This is a genomic window from Bacillus sp. FSL K6-0923, assembly GCF_038630825.1.
Taxonomy (GTDB): domain Bacteria; phylum Bacillota; class Bacilli; order Bacillales; family Bacillaceae; genus Bacillus; species Bacillus pumilus.
The window spans coordinates 1165654-1183065 of the sequence record NZ_CP152044.1; the positions used below are offsets into that span (position 1 = coordinate 1165654).

The 17412-nt window shown below is 41.9% G+C and carries 17 protein-coding genes; 15 read left to right on the forward strand and 2 right to left on the reverse strand.

Annotated features, from left to right (window positions below):
• The first annotated feature begins 12 nt into the window (after nt 1–12).
• From MHI16_RS05780 to MHI16_RS05800, 5 genes are all read left to right on the forward strand, one after another.
• Entirely contained in the window at nt 13–1074 is a 1062-nt protein-coding gene (locus MHI16_RS05780; RefSeq protein WP_058014318.1) for a carbamoyl phosphate synthase small subunit, read from the forward strand.
• Nucleotides 1067–4147, forward strand: a complete 3081-nt coding sequence (locus MHI16_RS05785; RefSeq protein WP_058014317.1) for a carbamoyl phosphate synthase large subunit — start codon at nt 1067–1069, stop codon at nt 4145–4147. The genes MHI16_RS05780 and MHI16_RS05785 overlap by 8 nt, the downstream gene beginning before the upstream one ends.
• A complete protein-coding gene (gene argF, locus MHI16_RS05790; protein WP_058014316.1) occupies nt 4144–5094 on the forward strand; it encodes an ornithine carbamoyltransferase in 951 nt (316 codons plus the stop codon). The genes MHI16_RS05785 and argF overlap by 4 nt, the downstream gene beginning before the upstream one ends.
• Nucleotides 5095–5196: 102 nt before the next feature.
• Entirely contained in the window at nt 5197–5376 is a 180-nt protein-coding gene (locus tag MHI16_RS05795) for a YjzC family protein (RefSeq protein WP_003211282.1), read from the forward strand.
• A 169-nt stretch (nt 5377–5545) separates the two neighbouring features.
• Nucleotides 5546–6811 carry an MFS transporter gene (locus MHI16_RS05800; RefSeq protein WP_058014315.1) on the forward strand — a complete coding sequence of 422 codons (1266 nt, stop codon included), beginning with the start codon at nt 5546–5548 and terminating at the stop codon, nt 6809–6811.
• Between the two features lie 115 nt (nt 6812–6926).
• Here the strand turns inward: MHI16_RS05800 and MHI16_RS05805 are convergent, their stop codons facing one another.
• On the reverse strand, nt 6927–7121 hold the full coding sequence (locus tag MHI16_RS05805) for a YjzD family protein (protein ID WP_003211779.1): 195 nt from the start codon (nt 7119–7121) through the stop codon (nt 6927–6929).
• A gap of 211 nt (nt 7122–7332) precedes the next feature.
• On the opposite strand from MHI16_RS05805, the gene MHI16_RS05810 reads away from it, so the two are divergent.
• The 4 genes from MHI16_RS05810 (at nt 7333) to MHI16_RS05825 (ending at nt 9985) form a co-directional block, all read left to right on the forward strand.
• A complete protein-coding gene (locus tag MHI16_RS05810) occupies nt 7333–8073 on the forward strand; it encodes a hypothetical protein (protein ID WP_058014314.1) in 741 nt (246 codons plus the stop codon).
• A gap of 75 nt (nt 8074–8148) precedes the next feature.
• Entirely contained in the window at nt 8149–8724 is a 576-nt protein-coding gene (locus tag MHI16_RS05815; RefSeq protein WP_058014313.1) for a hypothetical protein, read from the forward strand.
• Between the two features lie 90 nt (nt 8725–8814).
• Entirely contained in the window at nt 8815–9777 is a 963-nt protein-coding gene (locus MHI16_RS05820; protein WP_058014312.1) for a BMP family ABC transporter substrate-binding protein, read from the forward strand.
• Between the two features lie 10 nt (nt 9778–9787).
• Nucleotides 9788–9985 (forward strand): ComZ family protein, encoded by a 198-nt coding sequence (locus MHI16_RS05825; protein ID WP_058014495.1) that lies wholly within the window; start codon nt 9788–9790, stop codon nt 9983–9985.
• A 10-nt stretch (nt 9986–9995) separates the two neighbouring features.
• Here MHI16_RS05825 and MHI16_RS05830 read toward each other — a convergent pair whose 3' ends face one another.
• A complete protein-coding gene (locus MHI16_RS05830) occupies nt 9996–10229 on the reverse strand; it encodes a hypothetical protein (protein ID WP_058014311.1) in 234 nt (77 codons plus the stop codon).
• A gap of 169 nt (nt 10230–10398) precedes the next feature.
• On the opposite strand from MHI16_RS05830, the gene MHI16_RS05835 reads away from it, so the two are divergent.
• The 6 genes from MHI16_RS05835 (at nt 10399) to MHI16_RS05860 (ending at nt 17359) form a co-directional block, all read left to right on the forward strand.
• On the forward strand, nt 10399–11337 hold the full coding sequence (locus tag MHI16_RS05835; protein ID WP_012009552.1) for a beta-ketoacyl-ACP synthase III: 939 nt from the start codon (nt 10399–10401) through the stop codon (nt 11335–11337).
• 21 nt (nt 11338–11358) lie between these two features.
• A complete protein-coding gene (gene fabF, locus MHI16_RS05840) occupies nt 11359–12600 on the forward strand; it encodes a beta-ketoacyl-ACP synthase II (protein WP_058014310.1) in 1242 nt (413 codons plus the stop codon).
• A 77-nt stretch (nt 12601–12677) separates the two neighbouring features.
• Nucleotides 12678–13481: a DUF2268 domain-containing protein gene (locus MHI16_RS05845; protein WP_058014309.1), complete on the forward strand. Its 804-nt coding sequence runs from the start codon at nt 12678–12680 to the stop codon at nt 13479–13481.
• A gap of 160 nt (nt 13482–13641) precedes the next feature.
• Complete coding sequence (locus tag MHI16_RS05850) at nt 13642–14622, forward strand: ABC transporter ATP-binding protein (protein WP_058014308.1); 981 nt, start codon at nt 13642–13644, stop codon at nt 14620–14622.
• Nucleotides 14619–15641 (forward strand): dipeptide ABC transporter ATP-binding protein, encoded by a 1023-nt coding sequence (locus MHI16_RS05855; protein WP_058014307.1) that lies wholly within the window; start codon nt 14619–14621, stop codon nt 15639–15641. The genes MHI16_RS05850 and MHI16_RS05855 overlap by 4 nt, the downstream gene beginning before the upstream one ends.
• An 83-nt stretch (nt 15642–15724) precedes the next feature.
• On the forward strand, nt 15725–17359 hold the full coding sequence (locus MHI16_RS05860) for a peptide-binding protein (RefSeq protein WP_058014306.1): 1635 nt from the start codon (nt 15725–15727) through the stop codon (nt 17357–17359).
• Nucleotides 17360–17412 lie beyond the last annotated feature (53 nt).

Sequence of the window (17412 nt, forward strand, 5' to 3'; positions counted from 1 at the left end):
GGTGACACAAGCATGAAAGGTTATTTAAATTTAGAAGATGGAGCCTCTTTTGAAGGAGATCTGACAGGAGAAGCTGGCAAGACAGGTGAAGTGGTTTTCTTTACAGGGATGACAGGTTACCAAGAGGTACTCACAGATCCTTCCTATAAGGGACAAATCATTGTTTTCACATATCCACTCATCGGAAATTACGGCATTAATCATGAAGACTTTGAGAGCAAAAAACCACAAGTGAAAGCGGTCGTTGTGTATGAAGCAGCCGATCATTTCTCTCACCATCTTGCTGCGGTTAGCTTAAAAGATTATTTACAGAAGTGGAACATCCCGCTTCTGACACATACAGATACACGTGCAGTCGTGCAAAACATTCGGGCAAATGGGACGATGAACGCTGTGATCAGTGTAGACGAAAATGAAACACCGCCGGCCATGAAACAAGACAATGTGGTTGCACAGGTGACAGACGATGATATCTACACTCAAGGCAGCGGCGAGGAACATGTAGCGCTTATTGATTTTGGCTTTAAAAAATCAATAGCAGATTCGCTTGAAGCGCGCGGCTGTAAAGTAACCGTCATTCCGTACAAACAGCTGGAAAAGGTGTTTGAAATGAAGCCAGATGCGGTCCTGCTATCAAATGGACCTGGAGATCCCAAAACATTGAAGCCATATTTAAAAACCATTCATGAGATCATGATGACCTTCCCGACACTTGGGATCTGCTTAGGTCATCAATTAATCGCTCTTGCACTTGGCGGGGATACGTATAAACTTCCATTTGGCCACCGCGGGGCGAATCATCCTGTACAAGATACAGAATCCAAACGTGTGTTCATGACAAGTCAGAATCACAGCTATGTGGTGAATGAAAAAAGCATGAATGACAAAGAAGTGGACGTGAAATTCCTTCATGTTAATGATGGATCTGTTGAAGGATTCATTCATAAAGAGAAGCTCATTATGTCAGTTCAATTTCATCCAGAAGCACACCCAGGGCCTGCTGAAAGTGAATGGGTATTCGATGATTTTATTGAGAAAGTGAAACAAGCAAGGAGAGAAGTCGCACATGCCTAAAGATCAAAGCATACAAACCATTCTAGTCATCGGGTCTGGTCCAATCATCATTGGTCAGGCAGCAGAATTTGATTACTCAGGAACACAAGGATGTATGGCCCTAAAAGAAGAGGGCTACAAAGTGATTTTAGTGAATAACAACCCAGCAACCATTATGACAGACGAATCATTTGCTGATGAAATCTATTTTGAACCGCTTTCAGTTGATTCAGTGACAAGAATCATCGAAAAGGAAAAACCAGATGGTCTTTTAGCCAACCTTGGCGGACAGACCGCTTTAAACCTTGCTGTCGAGCTAGAAAAAGCCGGTGTGCTGAAAAAGCACAGAGTAACCCTGCTCGGAACGTCAGTTGAAACAATTGAAAACGGTGAAGATCGAGAGAAATTCCGTGCTCTCATGAAGCAGTTGAACGAACCTGTACCAGATAGTGAAATTGTGGATAATGCAAAGGATGCCCTTCAATTTGCAAAAGAAGTAGGCTTCCCAGTCATTCTAAGACCAGCATACACACTTGGCGGTAAGGGCGGCGGAATCGCTTTAACAGAAGAAGCGTTTAAACCACTTATTGAAGGAGCCCTTTTAGCGAGCCCGATTCATCAGTGTTTAGTTGAAAAAAGCATCGCGGGCTTTAAAGAAGTGGAATATGAGGTCATGAGAGACCGTCAAAATACGTGTATCACGGTTTGTAATATGGAAAATATCGATCCAGTTGGTGTGCATACAGGAGACTCAATTGTCGTTGCACCTTCGCAAACATTAACGGATCAGGATTATCAAATGCTTCGTTCAGCGAGCCTGAAAATCATTTCAGCACTCGATGTAGTCGGTGGATGTAATATTCAATTCGCCCTTGATCCGCTTAGTAAAGAATACTTTGTCATAGAGGTGAATCCGCGGGTTAGCCGTTCATCCGCTCTTGCCTCAAAAGCAACGGGCTATCCGATTGCTAAAATGGCAGCAAAGCTTGCGGTAGGCTATACACTAGACGAACTCAAAAACCCGCTCACAGGCACAACTTATGCTAGTTTTGAGCCGGCACTCGATTATGTCGTCGTGAAATTCCCGCGCTGGCCGTTTGATAAATTTAAACAGGCAGATCGTCAATTAGGTACAAAAATGAAAGCGACGGGCGAAGTCATGGCGATTGACCGTAATTTAGAGTCAGCCATCCAGAAAGCCGTTGCCTCCCTTGAAATTAAAACAAAGGGCTTCCACCTGCCAGAATTGAAAGGTCAATCGACTGAACAACTATTTGAGCTTGTCAAAACACCAGACGATCGACGTTTCTTCGCTGTTATGGAGCTTCTTTCAAGAAAGGAAACGGTTGAAGCGATCCATCAAGCGACGAAAATCGATCTATTCTTCTTACATGTGTTCAACAATATGATCACGCTCGAACAGGAATTGAAGAACCATGATGGAACGCTCTCTAAAGACACCTTGAAAAAGGTAAAGGAAAAGGGGTTCCTTGATGAAACGATTGCTTATCTAACAGGCAATAGTGAAGAAGCTATTAGACAGCTTCGTCAAGAGTATGGCATTACGGCTTCATTTAAAATTGTCGACACATGTGCAGCGGAATTTGATGCAAAAACGAACTATTTCTATTCCACATACTTTGGTAAAAGTGATGGAGAGCATCAAGAGAAAACAAAACAGCGTGCACTCATCATTGGCTCTGGTCCAATTCGAATTGGGCAAGGAGTCGAGTTTGATTATAGTGCGGTGCATGGCGTTCTTACCTTGCAAAAGCTTGGCTTTGAAACCATCATGATGAACAACAATCCCGAGACGGTCAGTACGGATTATGAAATTGCAGATCGTTTATATTTTGAGCCCATTACATTAGAGCACATCTTAAACGTTGTGGAAGCAGAGCAAATTGATTTTGTGATCGTTCAATTTGGCGGACAGACTGCCATCAATGTAGCAGAAGGCTTAGAAAAAGCGGGCATTACGTTGTTAGGTACATCCTTTGACACGCTAGATGCGCTGGAAGATCGTGATCTGTTCTATCAGCTTCTTGATGAACTGAACCTTCCTCATGCAAAAGGAGATACAGCTCATTCTAAAGAAGAAGCACTCACGCATGCTAAAAGCATCGGTTACCCTGTGTTAATTCGCCCATCGTATGTCATTGGCGGAATGGGAATGATGGTTGTCCAGTCAGAAGCGCATTTGACATCACTACTTGATCAGCCAGATCATTTGCCATATCCAATTTTAATTGATGAGTATGTCACTGGAAAAGAAGTTGAAGTGGATCTGATTTCTGACGGAAAAACGACCTTCATCCCAACGATCGTCGAGCATATTGAGAAAGCGGGCGTCCATTCAGGTGACAGCTTTGCCATCCTACCAAGTGTCTCCATCAGTGAAGACATCAAACAGCAGGTGCATACTGCGTCCGAACAAATAGCGAATAAATTAGCGTTTAAGGGCATTATGAATATCCAATTTGTGATCAAAGGGGATCAGGCGCTTGTACTAGAAGTGAACCCGAGGGCAAGCCGGACCGTTCCAGTTGTCAGCAAGGTAATGGGCATTGACATGATTCCGCTTGCGACTCAATTATTAGCGGGTGCAACGCTTCAAGAACTGAACCCAGTAACGAAAAACAAAGGGGGAACAGCGGTCAAATTCCCAGTTTTCTCATCACATGCCATTCAAGATATTGACTTAAAGCTGACACCTGAAATGAAAGCGACAGGAGAAGGAATGTGTGTAGGTAAGAACGCGGAAAGCGCCTTGAAAAAAGTGTTTGCGTCAATCTGGCATCAGAAAGGCAGCTTATTTATAAAAGGCAGTGAACAATTGGTAGATGAAGCAAAACATGCAGGTTTTGATGTCTGGACGGACAGCTTTGACACTTGGCTGCAAAACGAAGATAAATCCCTTCATATCCATTTAGGCGAAGATGAAGAGGCAAAAGAGCAACGCGTAAAAGCACTCACACATGGCGTCCAAGTTCTAACCGAATATGAAACCGTTCAAGCATTCCTGCAAGGGGAAAATGGAGATGTATCACCAGTATCGCTCCAAGAATTATACAAAAAGGAAGTGACGGCATGAGTCAAGTTGACCTGCAACCGACATTATACGGAAAAGACTTTTTATCATTAAAAGATTTCTCAATCAATGACATTGCTTATTTAATTGAAAAAGCGGAAGAAATGAAACAAAACCCATACCAAGATTTATTCAAAGGGAAAACATTAGCGATGATTTTTGAAAAATCGTCAACTAGAACCCGTGTATCATTTGAAGCGGGAATGACGCAGCTTGGGGGACATGCGCTCTTCCTCAGCTCAAATGATTTGCAAATCGGCAGAGGAGAAACGATCAGTGATACAGCGCAGGTGCTGTCTGGCTATGTAGACGGCATTATGATTCGAACCTTTGAACATGAGAAAGTCGAGGAGCTGGCACAATATGCGTCCATTCCTGTCATCAATGGGCTGACTGACTACTCCCATCCATGCCAGGCACTTGCTGATTTATTGACAATAAAAGAAGCAAAAGGAACATTAAAAGGAATCAAAGTCGCCTACATCGGTGACGGAAATAATGTGGCGCACTCCTTGATGGTTGGCTGTGCGCAGCTAGGCTGTGATATTGCAGTTGCATCTCCGAAAGGCTATGAACCACTTCAAGAAGTAACAGACACAGCACGTGAGTTTGCAAAACAATCAGGCGCAGAAGTCATCGTTACGACAGATCCTGTCGCTGCTGTCCAAAATGCAGATGTCATTTATTCTGATGTGTTTACAAGCATGGGGCAGGAAGCAGAAACAGAGAAACGCCTTGCTGAATTCAAAGAATATCAAGTCAATGATGAACTAATGCGTCATGCAGCAAAAGATTATATTTTCCTTCATTGTCTCCCAGCACACCGCGGAGAAGAAGTGACAGCAGACATTATTGATGGAACGCACTCAAAAGTATTTCAGCAGGCAGAAAACCGTCTGCATGTACAAAAAGCATTAATCAAAGAGCTCATGTATCAACAAACCAAATAAATGAAAAGCATCCCTGACTCGTAGGAGCAGGGACTTTTTGCATAAAGGATTGGAGAGGCAAGTCACGGGACATAATAACATCATCGAGAAAGGAGGATGGAAATGGGTCAGCAGCATCAGTTTAAATCAGGGAATAAAGCACCAAATAATGGTGTGTATGTCGAGATCGGTGAAACTGGCAGTATGGTGAAAGATCCTTTAAAGATTAAGCTTCAAGCAGGCGACGTCTTTCCGGATAACTCGAACCATAACCGTGTTTGGACCTATCAGAGAAAGCCGTAAGCAATTGACTAAGAGTCGGTTGGAATAAGTCTTTAGAGGCATGTGTCATGCCTCTTTTTTCTTTATAATAAAAAACAATTAAGTTCAAATTTTCAAATAAATAGTATGAATAAAAGAGAAAATAAGGTAAAATATGTAATTGTAATATATTGTTGAAAGGATTTGTGTGATGGAAAAGACGAATCTCAGTGAAAGTGTTTGGAATAAACGCTTCACCTCATTATTCATATCAAGACTTATTAAAAACACAGGAGAAAGTTTTGCTTTTACATCCGTCCTTTGGCTATTGATTTTGAGAGGGGATGGAGCGCTCGGTACAGGACTTCTCCTAGCAGTAACCGTACTTCCTTCATCTTTGCTAGCCCCAATACTAGGACCTCTTATGAAAAAGCACCATTTGTCTAAATGGATGTTCGCTTCAGACGTCGTTCGAGCAACCATTGTACTCATTATTCCGCTACTGCATTTTTCGCATCTATTGCCTTTATGGTTATTGATCTCATTAATGGTTATTCAATCGGCAACTGGTGCAGCGTATAACCCAGCTTCTGTGGCGATTTTACCTCAGATTGTACCGAAGCATCTGATTCAAAAAGCAAATGCCATCCTGCAATCTTCTTTTGAAATTGTTGCACTTGCAGCAGTCATGGTGGCTGGTCTCTTAGTCAAATTAATCGGACCTGCAGATACCCTGCTTATCACCACTGCCTTATTTATCATATCCGGCCTGTTTATTATCGGCGTTAAATTAAAGAAAACCGATGAAGACAAAGCAGCAGGCATTAAACAAGCAAAGAATACATATTTGTATAACTTAAAAAGAGGGTTTCTCGTCGTTAAAAATCATCATATTTTATTTGCGCTGACGTTGTATTGTATTTTAATGAATGTCGCCGCAGCTCCGTGGCAGGCACTTTCTGCTGTATATGTAGCAGAAGCATTGCAAAGCGATTCCATGGTGTATTCCATTTTAAGAGGAGTTGCTGCAGTAGGTGCCTTTATGATGGGCTTTGCTCTAGCGAAAGTGAAAATTAAGAGATTTGGTTTGTTCTTTATTGTCGCTGGTATGATTGAAGGGGCTGCATTCTTTATCACAGGGATGAGTACATGGCTGCCGGTCGTTTTACTTGCTTCCTTTATATTCGGTGCCGCCGTTAGTGCGATCAATGTACCTGAAATGGTCATTATTCAAACGTCTGTCGACCAAGATGATCAGCCGCAAGTATACGCAGTGATCAATGCTTCATCAAATGTTTTCCTCCCGCTTGCAGCTGTCGTATCAGGCGTCCTGGCAGAAAGATTTGGAGCGGGACCTGTCATTGCTGGTGGTGGGGTCCTTGAAATTTTATCAGGTATCGCAATCTTCCTGTTTACAGGGCTTGCGAAAAGCCATTTGACAGCAGACAAACAGAAGTCCGAAACCGTCGAGGTGTAGGCAATAAAAAAACCCCCTGTGGCTGCAGGGGGTTTTAGCGTACCTCTTTTCATAAAAAGAAAAAGAGCTAAAAACAAGATCATTTTAGCTCTTTCTCACATTCATCTCTTACGTATTAAGAGTGTTTTGTTGAACTTTCCGTTTCTTTCATTGGACTTACTTCAGCAAAGATGAATAAAATAACCGTAAACACCACTGCAAGAATAGAAGTCAAAGTAAAGTCATAAGCAGCGCCATTCATCGAAGCAACGATGTAACCAGCCATATGTGTCAGCAGAAAAGTCCAAATGAGGGTGATAATATAATGCATAATCCCACCGTCCTTTATGTAACAATCTATTGATTATCATACCATAGATACGAGTGAGGGGAAAAGACTGTTTTAGCCTTTATGTGACCATTTTTAGACCTTCTGCTATAAAAATAAAAAGAATTCTTCTGTCATTAGGGGATTTCCTTATTCCTACAAGAGTTGTTGTTCATATCATAGAAAGCAGAATCACTGAAAGGAGGCTGGCCATATGGGTGTAAGCGAACGGTTTTTCCAGCTTGGTTCCCAGTGGAACGTCATTCACCTTCCTCAAAAACCAAATGGCTTTGGCATTCTTATCCTCGGTGACCGAAATCACTTTGTGCAGGAAAATACATCATTCTGGCTTCAGCACTATGGAAGAAACCAGCTTTTAACTGCCTTAAAGGATGAAGGATATACATTGTTTAATAGTCATCTTCATGGGAATCACTGGGGATGCGAAGATGCTGTTTTTAGTGCAAAGCAGCTCGTTCATCACACATTAAAACAAGAAATATTAAACCGAGAAATTCATGTGCTGGCAGAGGGGATGGGCGCACTCGTTGCTATGAGTCTTGCAGAAGAGATGCCAGAAGTGCTAAGATCCATTGCACTGGTGAATCCATGTCTGCATCTCCATGCACAACGAGAAAGAGAAAAGGAACACAAATTCTTTTATAAACAGCTAATCAAAGAATTAGCGAAGAGCTACGGCTGTTCTGAAAAGGAAGCGGAAACGTATCAGCTCCCGGCTTGCCCTGTTCATTCTGCTCATGTACCAATTCACATATGGCAAAGACTAAACGGTGCACCCTATGCATATGAACTGCATGCAAAGCCTTTTATTGATCAGCACATGAAGAATCCAGAGCATTGTCAGATCGATCTCACTTTGCATATGTTTGATCATCCGAGAAGAATCTTTCAATCCATTCACAAGTTTTATAAATCGCATGAAAAAGAATTGTGATGAATAGGATGATAACAGCCCTTCATGGAAAGGGCTCTTCTTTTTATTCGATAAGCTAAAAAAGGGGACATGAACATGGAGACAGGACTGATCATAGGGGCAGATGAATTTTTTGGCCTAGCGCTGTGTGAATATATGATGAAAGAGGGCATTCAAGTGGACATCACATGTCCTCATGATCAAACAGAAGAGCAAAAGATGTTATTAGAAGAACGAATGATGTGGCTTGGCAGAAATGAGCTTTTCCGTGTCATTGACCTTCAGGATGGAAAAGACACGTATGATCTGATCTTTATTCAATCAGATGAATCAGATAAAATACAGGAAGACTTGAAAGCGGCGCATGGCATGTACCGTGTTCTTTACGAAAAAACCGAAGACAAATCATCCAACCAGAATGTGCCGGCAGTTATTCTACCGCGCATGTTTGGACCATGGACACTTGATGAAGAAAGAACGAAGCGTGAAGAAGCATTTTTTGTAGAAGATGTAGCTAGGGATTTGTTCAAGTGGGCATCGGGCTCTGAACAAAGACAGGAAATGACACATGAATTGAAGGTAGAAAGACAAATAGATGACAAACAAGCAGAAGAAATGATAGCAGAATGGAAAAGACAAAACTCAACATTTTTCGACAAAAAGCAAGAATGATCTTCCATCTTATCTTTTTTCAGTATAAAATAAACCTATATTTAACATACAGGTTCATGCCTGCATGTGGCAAAGGGAGTTGAACATGGCATGAAGTATCAGCGGCTTGTCATGATCTTTTCGTTCCTTCTCCTATTATCTGCCTGCTCACAGGCACCTTTAAAAGGACAGATTGAGAAGGTGGGTTTACTCGTCCCCGATACTATTAATGATCAAGTTTGGGGAACGAAAGGTTATAAAGGCTTATTAAATATTCAATCAACATTTGGTGTAGATGTTTATTATAAGGAAGGAATGGTCGACAAAGAGAAAATCGTTGATGCCATTGAAGAATTTCACAAAAAAGGAGTCAATTTGATTATTGGCCATGGCAATGAATACAGCGAAATTTTCAATTTAATCAGTGAAGATTATCCGAAAACACAATTTATCACGGTAAATGGAAACAAGCCTCAGGCGGATAATGTTGCGAATGTGACGTTTAAAGGTGAAGCGATGGGCTTTTTCGGAGGCATGACAGCAGCACATATGTCAAAATCAAAAAAGATTGGTATTCTTGCTACATATGATTGGCAAAGCGAAGTAGACGGCTTTATCAAAGGTGCAAAATATCAAGATGAACATGTACAAGTGCTTGCTGAGTTTGTCGAAAACTGGGATGATGCGGACAAAGCCGTGGAGCTCTATCAAAAATTGAAAAAACAAGGCGTAGATGTTGTATATCCAGCAGGTGATGGTTATAATATCCCTGTCATTGAACAAATCAAAGCCGATAATTTATCTGCGATCGGATATGTCACCGATCAATCCAACCTCGGCAGCCATACCGTTTTAACAAGCACAGTCCAGCATGTGGATAAAGCGTACGGTATTATTGCGAAGAAATTTAATGAAGGCAAGCTAAATGCACAAGGTGAGTACTCCTTTGACTTTAAAGAAGGAGTGATCGAAATGGGGAAATTTAGTTCTACCATTGACCGTGCTTTTTTGAAAGACATTGAAAGTGATATTGCGACTTACAAAAAAACTGGCAAACTGCCAAATGAAAAGTGAGGATACGACGATGCAGCAAGAAAAATCGATGGAGTTTTTACAAATTGCCATGAAGTATTTTCCTCAGGCAAAAGAAGAATTAGATAAAGCAGGTATTCAGCTTGAGCCCGAAGCTCTTCAGCCGCTTTTATCATTGTTTACATCTGTCATGCAAGAGGCATATGAGCTTGGAAAAGCAGATGCAGAATCAGGAAAAGCCACAGAATAGTGGCTTTTTTTTATGATAATTTTTTTTTGAAGGCACTAATCATAGGCCCAACATCTTTAAACACAGGCTTCAATTCATCGATGGAGTTCATAATGTTCCCAATTTGATTCATGACATGCATGTAGTCAATGGAGTCTTCACTTGAAGTTGTTTCTGCTCGTTCCTCCTTTGCTTCTGTCTTGCCTTTCTCCTTTTCAAGCGGCTGTCCAAACATCATCGCCGAAAAAATATCTTTTTGTGCCATATCAAATGCTCCTTTCTACTATCGGTATATCAATAATCTATGAAAAAAGTGAGAGGAAAGGTTAGACGTTTGTATTGCCAAGGAGAAAAAAATAAGGTAAAATTAGTACCAGATACTAATATAAGATCACAATATCACATGCTCGTATGAGTAAAAGGAGTCTTATTCAATGAATGCTGGAATTATTGGCCTTGGCCGCTACATACCTGAAAAAGTGTTAACAAATCTTGATTTAGAAAAAATGGTTGAAACTTCTGACGAATGGATTCGTACTAGAACAGGTATAGAAGAAAGAAGAATTGCTTCTGATGATGTCAATACATCACATATGGCGCTTGCTGCTGCAAAAAAAGCATTAGCTGACGCAGATGTAGCTGCAGAAGATATCGATATGATTCTTGTGGCAACAGTCACGCCAGATCAAGCATTTCCGACAGTCGCTTGTATGATTCAAGAGCAGCTCGGTGCACATAAAGCATGTGCAATGGATATTAGCGCTGCGTGTGCTGGCTTTATGTATGGGCTTGTTACTGGAAAACAATTTATCGAATCAGGTACGTTCAAGCACGTGCTCGTCGTTGGCGTTGAAAAACTTTCTCGTATTACCGACTGGGATGACCGCAATACTGCTGTTCTGTTTGGAGATGGAGCAGGTGCTGCTGTGTTAGGAGAGGTCAGCGAAGGGAAAGGAATTCTCTCATTTGAGCTTGGAGCCGACGGAAGAGGCGGTAAGCACTTGTACTTAGATGAAAAAGATCATACAATCATGAATGGACGAGAAGTATTTAAATTTGCTGTAAGACAAATGGGTGAGTCAAGCGTAAACGTCATCGAAAAAGCTGGACTATCAAAAGAAGACGTTGACTTCTTGATTCCGCATCAAGCAAATATTCGCATTATGGAAGCAGCCCGCGAACGCCTAGAGCTGCCAGTTGAAAAAATGTCGAAGACAGTCCATAAATATGGAAACACATCAGCAGCATCTATTCCAATTTCACTATGTGAAGAAATCGAAGCCGGAAAAATTCATGACGGCGATGTGATTGTAATGGTAGGTTTTGGTGGCGGATTAACGTGGGGCGCAATCGCTATGCGATGGGGCCGATAAAAGAGTGAGGTGCACAAATTAATGGATAAAAAACGAGTAGTTGTTACAGGGTTGGGTGCTTTGACACCTCTTGGCAACGATGTAGAATCAACATGGAAAAATGCTTTAGCAGGTGTATCAGGAGTTGGACCAATCACACGTGTCGACTCAAGTGAATATACAGCAAAAGTGGCTGCAGAATTAAAAGATTTTAACATTGAAGATTACATGGAGAAAAAAGAAGCACGAAAAATGGCACGCTTCACGCAATATGCAGTTGTTGCTGCTCAAAAGGCTTTAGAAGATTCACGTCTTGAAATCACAGATGAAATCGCACCGCGTGTTGGTGTATGGGTTGGATCTGGTATTGGTGGACTTGAAACATTTGAAGAGCAGTTTGAAGTGTATTCAAATAAAGGGGCAAGACGCGTAAGCCCGTTCTTCGTTCCAATGATGATTCCAGATATGGCAACAGGCCAAATTTCAATTGCACTTGGCGCAAAAGGAGTTAACTCTTGTACTGTAACAGCATGTGCAACAGGTACAAACTCAATTGGTGATGCATTTAAAGTCATTCAGCGCGGAGATGCAGATGCGATGATCACAGGCGGAACAGAAGCGCCGTTAACAAAAATGTCGTTTGCTGGTTTCTGTGCGAACAAAGCGCTTTCGACAAATCCTGATCCAGAGACAGCAAGCCGTCCATTTGATAAAAACCGTGACGGATTTGTTATGGGTGAGGGTGCAGGGGTTGTCGTTCTTGAAGAACTTGAGCATGCATTAAAACGTGGCGCGACGATTTATGCAGAAATCGTTGGATATGGATCAACTGGAGATGCGTATCATATTACAGCACCGGCTCCAAACGGAGAAGGCGGCGTCCGCGCAATGAAAGAAGCGATTCGAGATGCTGGTTTGTCTGTGGAAGAAATTGATTATATCAATGCCCACGGAACAAGCACACCGTACAATGATAAGTTTGAAACAATGGCGATTAAAGAAGTGTTCGGAGAGCATGCGAATCAGCTTGCGATCAGTTCGACAAAATCGATGACAGGTCACTTACTTGGCGCAGCAGGCGGAGTAGAAGCTATTTTCTCTGTACTTGCAATTAAAGACAGCGTCATTCCTCCAACCATTAACCTTGAAACACCGGATGAAGAATGTGATCTTGATTATGTGGCAAATGAAGCACGTTCAAAAGAAGTACAAGTGGCTCTAAGTAACTCACTTGGCTTTGGCGGACATAATGCGACAATTATCTTTAAAAAATACGAAGCATAATATTTCCTAAGAGGCGGCGATCTATAAACAGATCGCCGCTTTTTTGCATATGATGAAAATGGAGGTGTTTAGCAGTTATGGGTCTAGTCAATACACAATATCTCATTCATCAATCTTCATCATTTCAGGAGCTTGCGTCGCGCTTTGTTCCTTATTTTAAAGGGGCGGAGGAAAAAGAATGGTCCTCTATTCTCTCCCACCTGCAGCATCACGGCATGATTCGGTCTTTTAGATCATGCATAGACATGATCGACAAGCTCAAAGAAAAAGGGTACTTCCAGCTCGTCATGAAAGAATACCGGGCGCTCCAAAAGCAGTGGAAAGGCCCTGACATTCCAGTCTTTATTTTGCCAGTCAATGAGAGCAGCAAAGAAATTAGGGAGCAATTTTATTATCAATCCGGCATGGCATTTGACGACAAGGTCTTTCTCTTTTTGTCGCCAAATACCCCGAAAGAACGTATCGGAACATTGCTGACTCATGAATATCACCATGTATGCAGGTTGCATTTTCTCGCGAAAGAAGAAAAAGATTTTACATTCCTTGATACAATCATGATGGAGGGGCTCGCTGAATATGCTGTGTATCATAGATACGGAGAAAGCTATACAGCCAAATGGACCACTCTCTATGACGAAACGCAGCTTCAGCGTATGTACCAGAAATGGGTATCCAGTCATCTTGATCAAAAAGTGCAGGACGACGAAAGACTGATACAGAACCTCCTTTATGGAAAAGGGAACTACCCCAAAATGCTTGGTTACGCCACTGGATTTTATATCGTGAAAAAGTATTTCAGTGAACACAGAATCAGCGAGGAGTCTATGATTGCAGAGCCGTCCGAAACTTTTTTAAAGGCGATAGACTCACAAAGTGAATGATTCACATAAAAAGAGACATATTACAAATTTACTAAATTCTTCTTGATTTCGTCATAACAATGTAATAATATACAAATATAAATTTTGATAATTCTTTTTATTCAAAAAAGGCTGAATTTTAGATCCATTTCTATTAATTGATGGTGAAAGGGGCGAATAAATGACCACACTGCTTGAAGTGCAGAACTTAAAAACCTATTTTTTTCGAAAAAAAGAAGCGATACCTGCTGTAGATGGCGTTGATTTCAGCATCAACAAAGGAGAAACTGTTGCATTAGTCGGTGAGTCTGGATCTGGTAAAAGCATTACGTCCTTATCCATTATGGGCTTGATTAACGGCACTGGTGGAAAAATTATGGACGGTTCCATCAAGCTAAATGGTAAGGATCTCGTTACATATGGTGAAAAGGAATTATGCAGCATTCGTGGTAATGACGTATCGATGATCTTTCAGGAGCCTATGACCTCACTTAATCCCGTCCTAACTATCGGGGAACAAATAACAGAAATCCTCATCTATCACAAAAAACTTTCAAAAAAAGAAGCGACGAAAAAAGCGATTGACCTGCTGAAGCTTGTTGGTTTTTCCAGACCGGAACAAATCATCAAAGATTATCCGCACCGTTTATCAGGCGGCATGCGGCAAAGAGTGATGATTGCCATTGCGCTAAGCTGTGACCCGAAACTTCTCATTGCAGACGAACCGACAACTGCCCTAGATGTTACGATTCAAGCACAGGTGCTCACATTGATGAAAGATTTATGCACGACATTTGGTACATCGATTCTCCTCATTACGCATGATCTAGGTGTCGTGTCTGAAGTGGCAGATCGAGTCATTGTCATGTACTGCGGACAGGTTGTTGAAAATGGGACCGTCGAAGAATTATTTGATCAGCCGCTTCATCCTTACACAGAAGGGCTGCTTGAATCGATTCCTGTCATTGACGGAGACATACAGCCGTTAACTGCGATAAAAGGGAATGTCCCTGCGCCAGATCAGCTTCCAGCCGGCTGCCGCTTTGCTCCTAGATGCCCGCAAGTGAAGGAGCGATGCCTAGGCGAACTGCCTAAGCTGAGGACTTTTGAAAATGGCAGAAGCGTCAGATGCTTCTTATATGAGGAGGCAGACCGAACATGACCCTTGCTCAAAGTCAGCCACATGCAACAGATCTAATAGAGAAAGAAACCATTCTTGAACTGAAACAGATTAAAAAACATTTTCCGATTAAAGCAGGCGTCTTTCAGAAGAAAGTCGGTGCAGTCAAAGCTGTTGACGGCATAGATTTGAAGATTTATAAAGGTGAAACGTTAGGGATAGTGGGGGAATCAGGATGTGGTAAATCGACATTAGGCCGGACCATGATTCGTTTATATGAGCCAACTGACGGTCAAATCCTTTTTAAAGGGCAAGATATCTCCCGCGTATCAGAATCAAAGCTAAGACAATCAACGCGAAAAAACATCCAAATGGTTTTTCAAGATCCCTTTGCATCACTCAACCCTAGAAAAACACTTCGAAGCATCATCAAAGAACCCTACAAAACACACCACTTATATTCCTTAAAAGAAAGAAATGAAAAAGTAGAACAGCTTTTATCAAAGGTGGGCCTTCATCCAAGCTTTGCAAATCGCTATCCCCACGAATTTTCTGGCGGGCAGAGGCAGCGAATCGGCATTGCTCGTGCGCTTGCCATGAATCCCGAAATGATCATCGCAGATGAGCCGGTTTCAGCACTTGATGTATCCATTCAGGCGCAGGTGATTAATCTGATGGAGGAACTTCAGGAGGAATTTGACCTGACATATCTATTTATCTCTCACGACTTAAGTGTGGTCAGGCATATTAGTGATCGAGTCGGCGTGATGTATCTCGGTAAAATGATGGAGCTTGCCGATAAGCACAGCTTGTACGATGAACCGCTCCACCCATATACACAGGCATTGCTTTCTTCTGTCCCTGTTACCCGTAAAAAAGGTCAGATCAAAAGAGAACGGATCATGCTTCAAGGCGATCTGCCAAGTCCTGCAAATCCGCCAAAAGGGTGTGTATTTCATACAAGATGCCCGTATGCGAAACAAATCTGTAAAGAAAAAATACCAGTATTTCAAGAGTTAAAACCAAACCACTTCGCTGCCTGTCACCTCTACGACGCTTAATCGGCTTGGATGAATTCATCTTTGAGAGGAGGGATGAAGCGGCATCTGTCGTCATTTTTAAAAAAGGATAGGGGGAATTGTATATGAAAGGTAGAAATAGAAAATCCATATTGATCAGTTTACTGCTGATCTTCACGCTCATGCTTGCGGCTTGCTCTAGTGGAAATAAAACCTCTGGAGACAGTGAAAAGAAATCCACCGGTAAACCTGTGCAGGGCGGAGATCTTGTCATCGGTTCCATTGCAGAACCAACATTATTTAACTCGCTTTATTCAACAGATGTGGCTAGCTCAGATATTGAAGAAAGAATCTACAGCTTTTTACTTCAAACTGACGGAAAGCTGAACCCTCAGCTATCACTCGCAGAAGATATTAAAGAATCTAATGACGGCAAGCAGTTTGATGTGACCATTAGAAAAGGCGTAAAGTTTCATGATGGAGAAGAACTGACAGCTGATGATGTTGTGTTTACATACAGCATTCCGATCAATAAGGACTACAACGGGGAGCGCGGATCAGGCTTTGAAGTATTAGATTCTGTTAAAAAGACAGGGGATTACTCAATCGAATTCAAGCTCAATAAAAAAGATCCTTATTTTTATAATGTCACACTAGGAAGCTACGGCATTTTACCTAAGCATATTTTAGGTGATGTGCCTATAAAGGATCTCGGTGAAAATGAATTTAACCGAAAAAAACCAATTGGTTCTGGTCCATTTAAATTTGCCGAGTGGAAAGAAGGCGACTACGTGAAACTAGAAGCCTTTGACGATTATTGGGATGGGCGTCCATATCTTGATACCGTCACGATTAAAACCATTCCTGATCAGAACGCAGCAATCGCCCAGCTTTCAGCAGGTGATATTGATTTCTTTGCGGTACCGGGATCTGAGCTGCAAACAGCCGAAAAAGTCAGCAACATTAAAATTGAATCTGATCTCGGACTCAATTATTCATACATTGGCTGGAACCAGAAAAATGAACTCTTCAAAAGTAAAAAGGTCCGCCAGGCGCTGACACATGCCATTGACCGCCAAACGATTGTCGATCAAGTGTTGGATGGAGACGGCAAAGTAGCCAACATTCCAGAAAGTCCACTGTCATGGAACTATCCAAAGACTGATCGTGTTCCAGTATTTGAGTTTGATCAAGAAAAAGCGAAAAAGATGCTGAAAGAAGAGGGCTGGGAGGATACAGATGGAGATGGCTATCTTGATAAGGATGGCAAAAAATTCTCCTTTGTCATAAAGACCAACCAAGGAAACAAAGTCCGTGAAGACATTGCTGTCGTTGTCCAGCAGCAGCTCAAGGAAATTGGTGTGGAAGCGAAGCCGCAAATTGTGGAATTCAGCGCACTCATTGAACAGACGACACCGCCTAAATGGGATTATGATGCGCTGCTGCTCGGCTGGAGCCTTGCGACATTCCCTGATCAATACAGCATCTTCCACTCAAGCCAGTCAGAAAAAGGCTTGAATAACATTTGGTATAAAAATAAAGAGGTCGATAAGCTGTTAGTAGATGCCAAGAATTTAAGTGATCGAAAAGAATACTCAAAGGCATATGAAAAAATTTATGAACTGATCGCAGAGGATCAACCATATACGTTCCTTTACTATGCCAACTCACATCGCGCGATGCCATCTAATCTCCAAGGCTACTCATACCACCCGAAAGATGAGTATTACAAAATCGAGAAATGGTGGATTGAACAGTAGGCTGCTAGTGAAAGAAGAGGAAAGTTCTCTCAGATCCCTTTCATTCGGTGTCA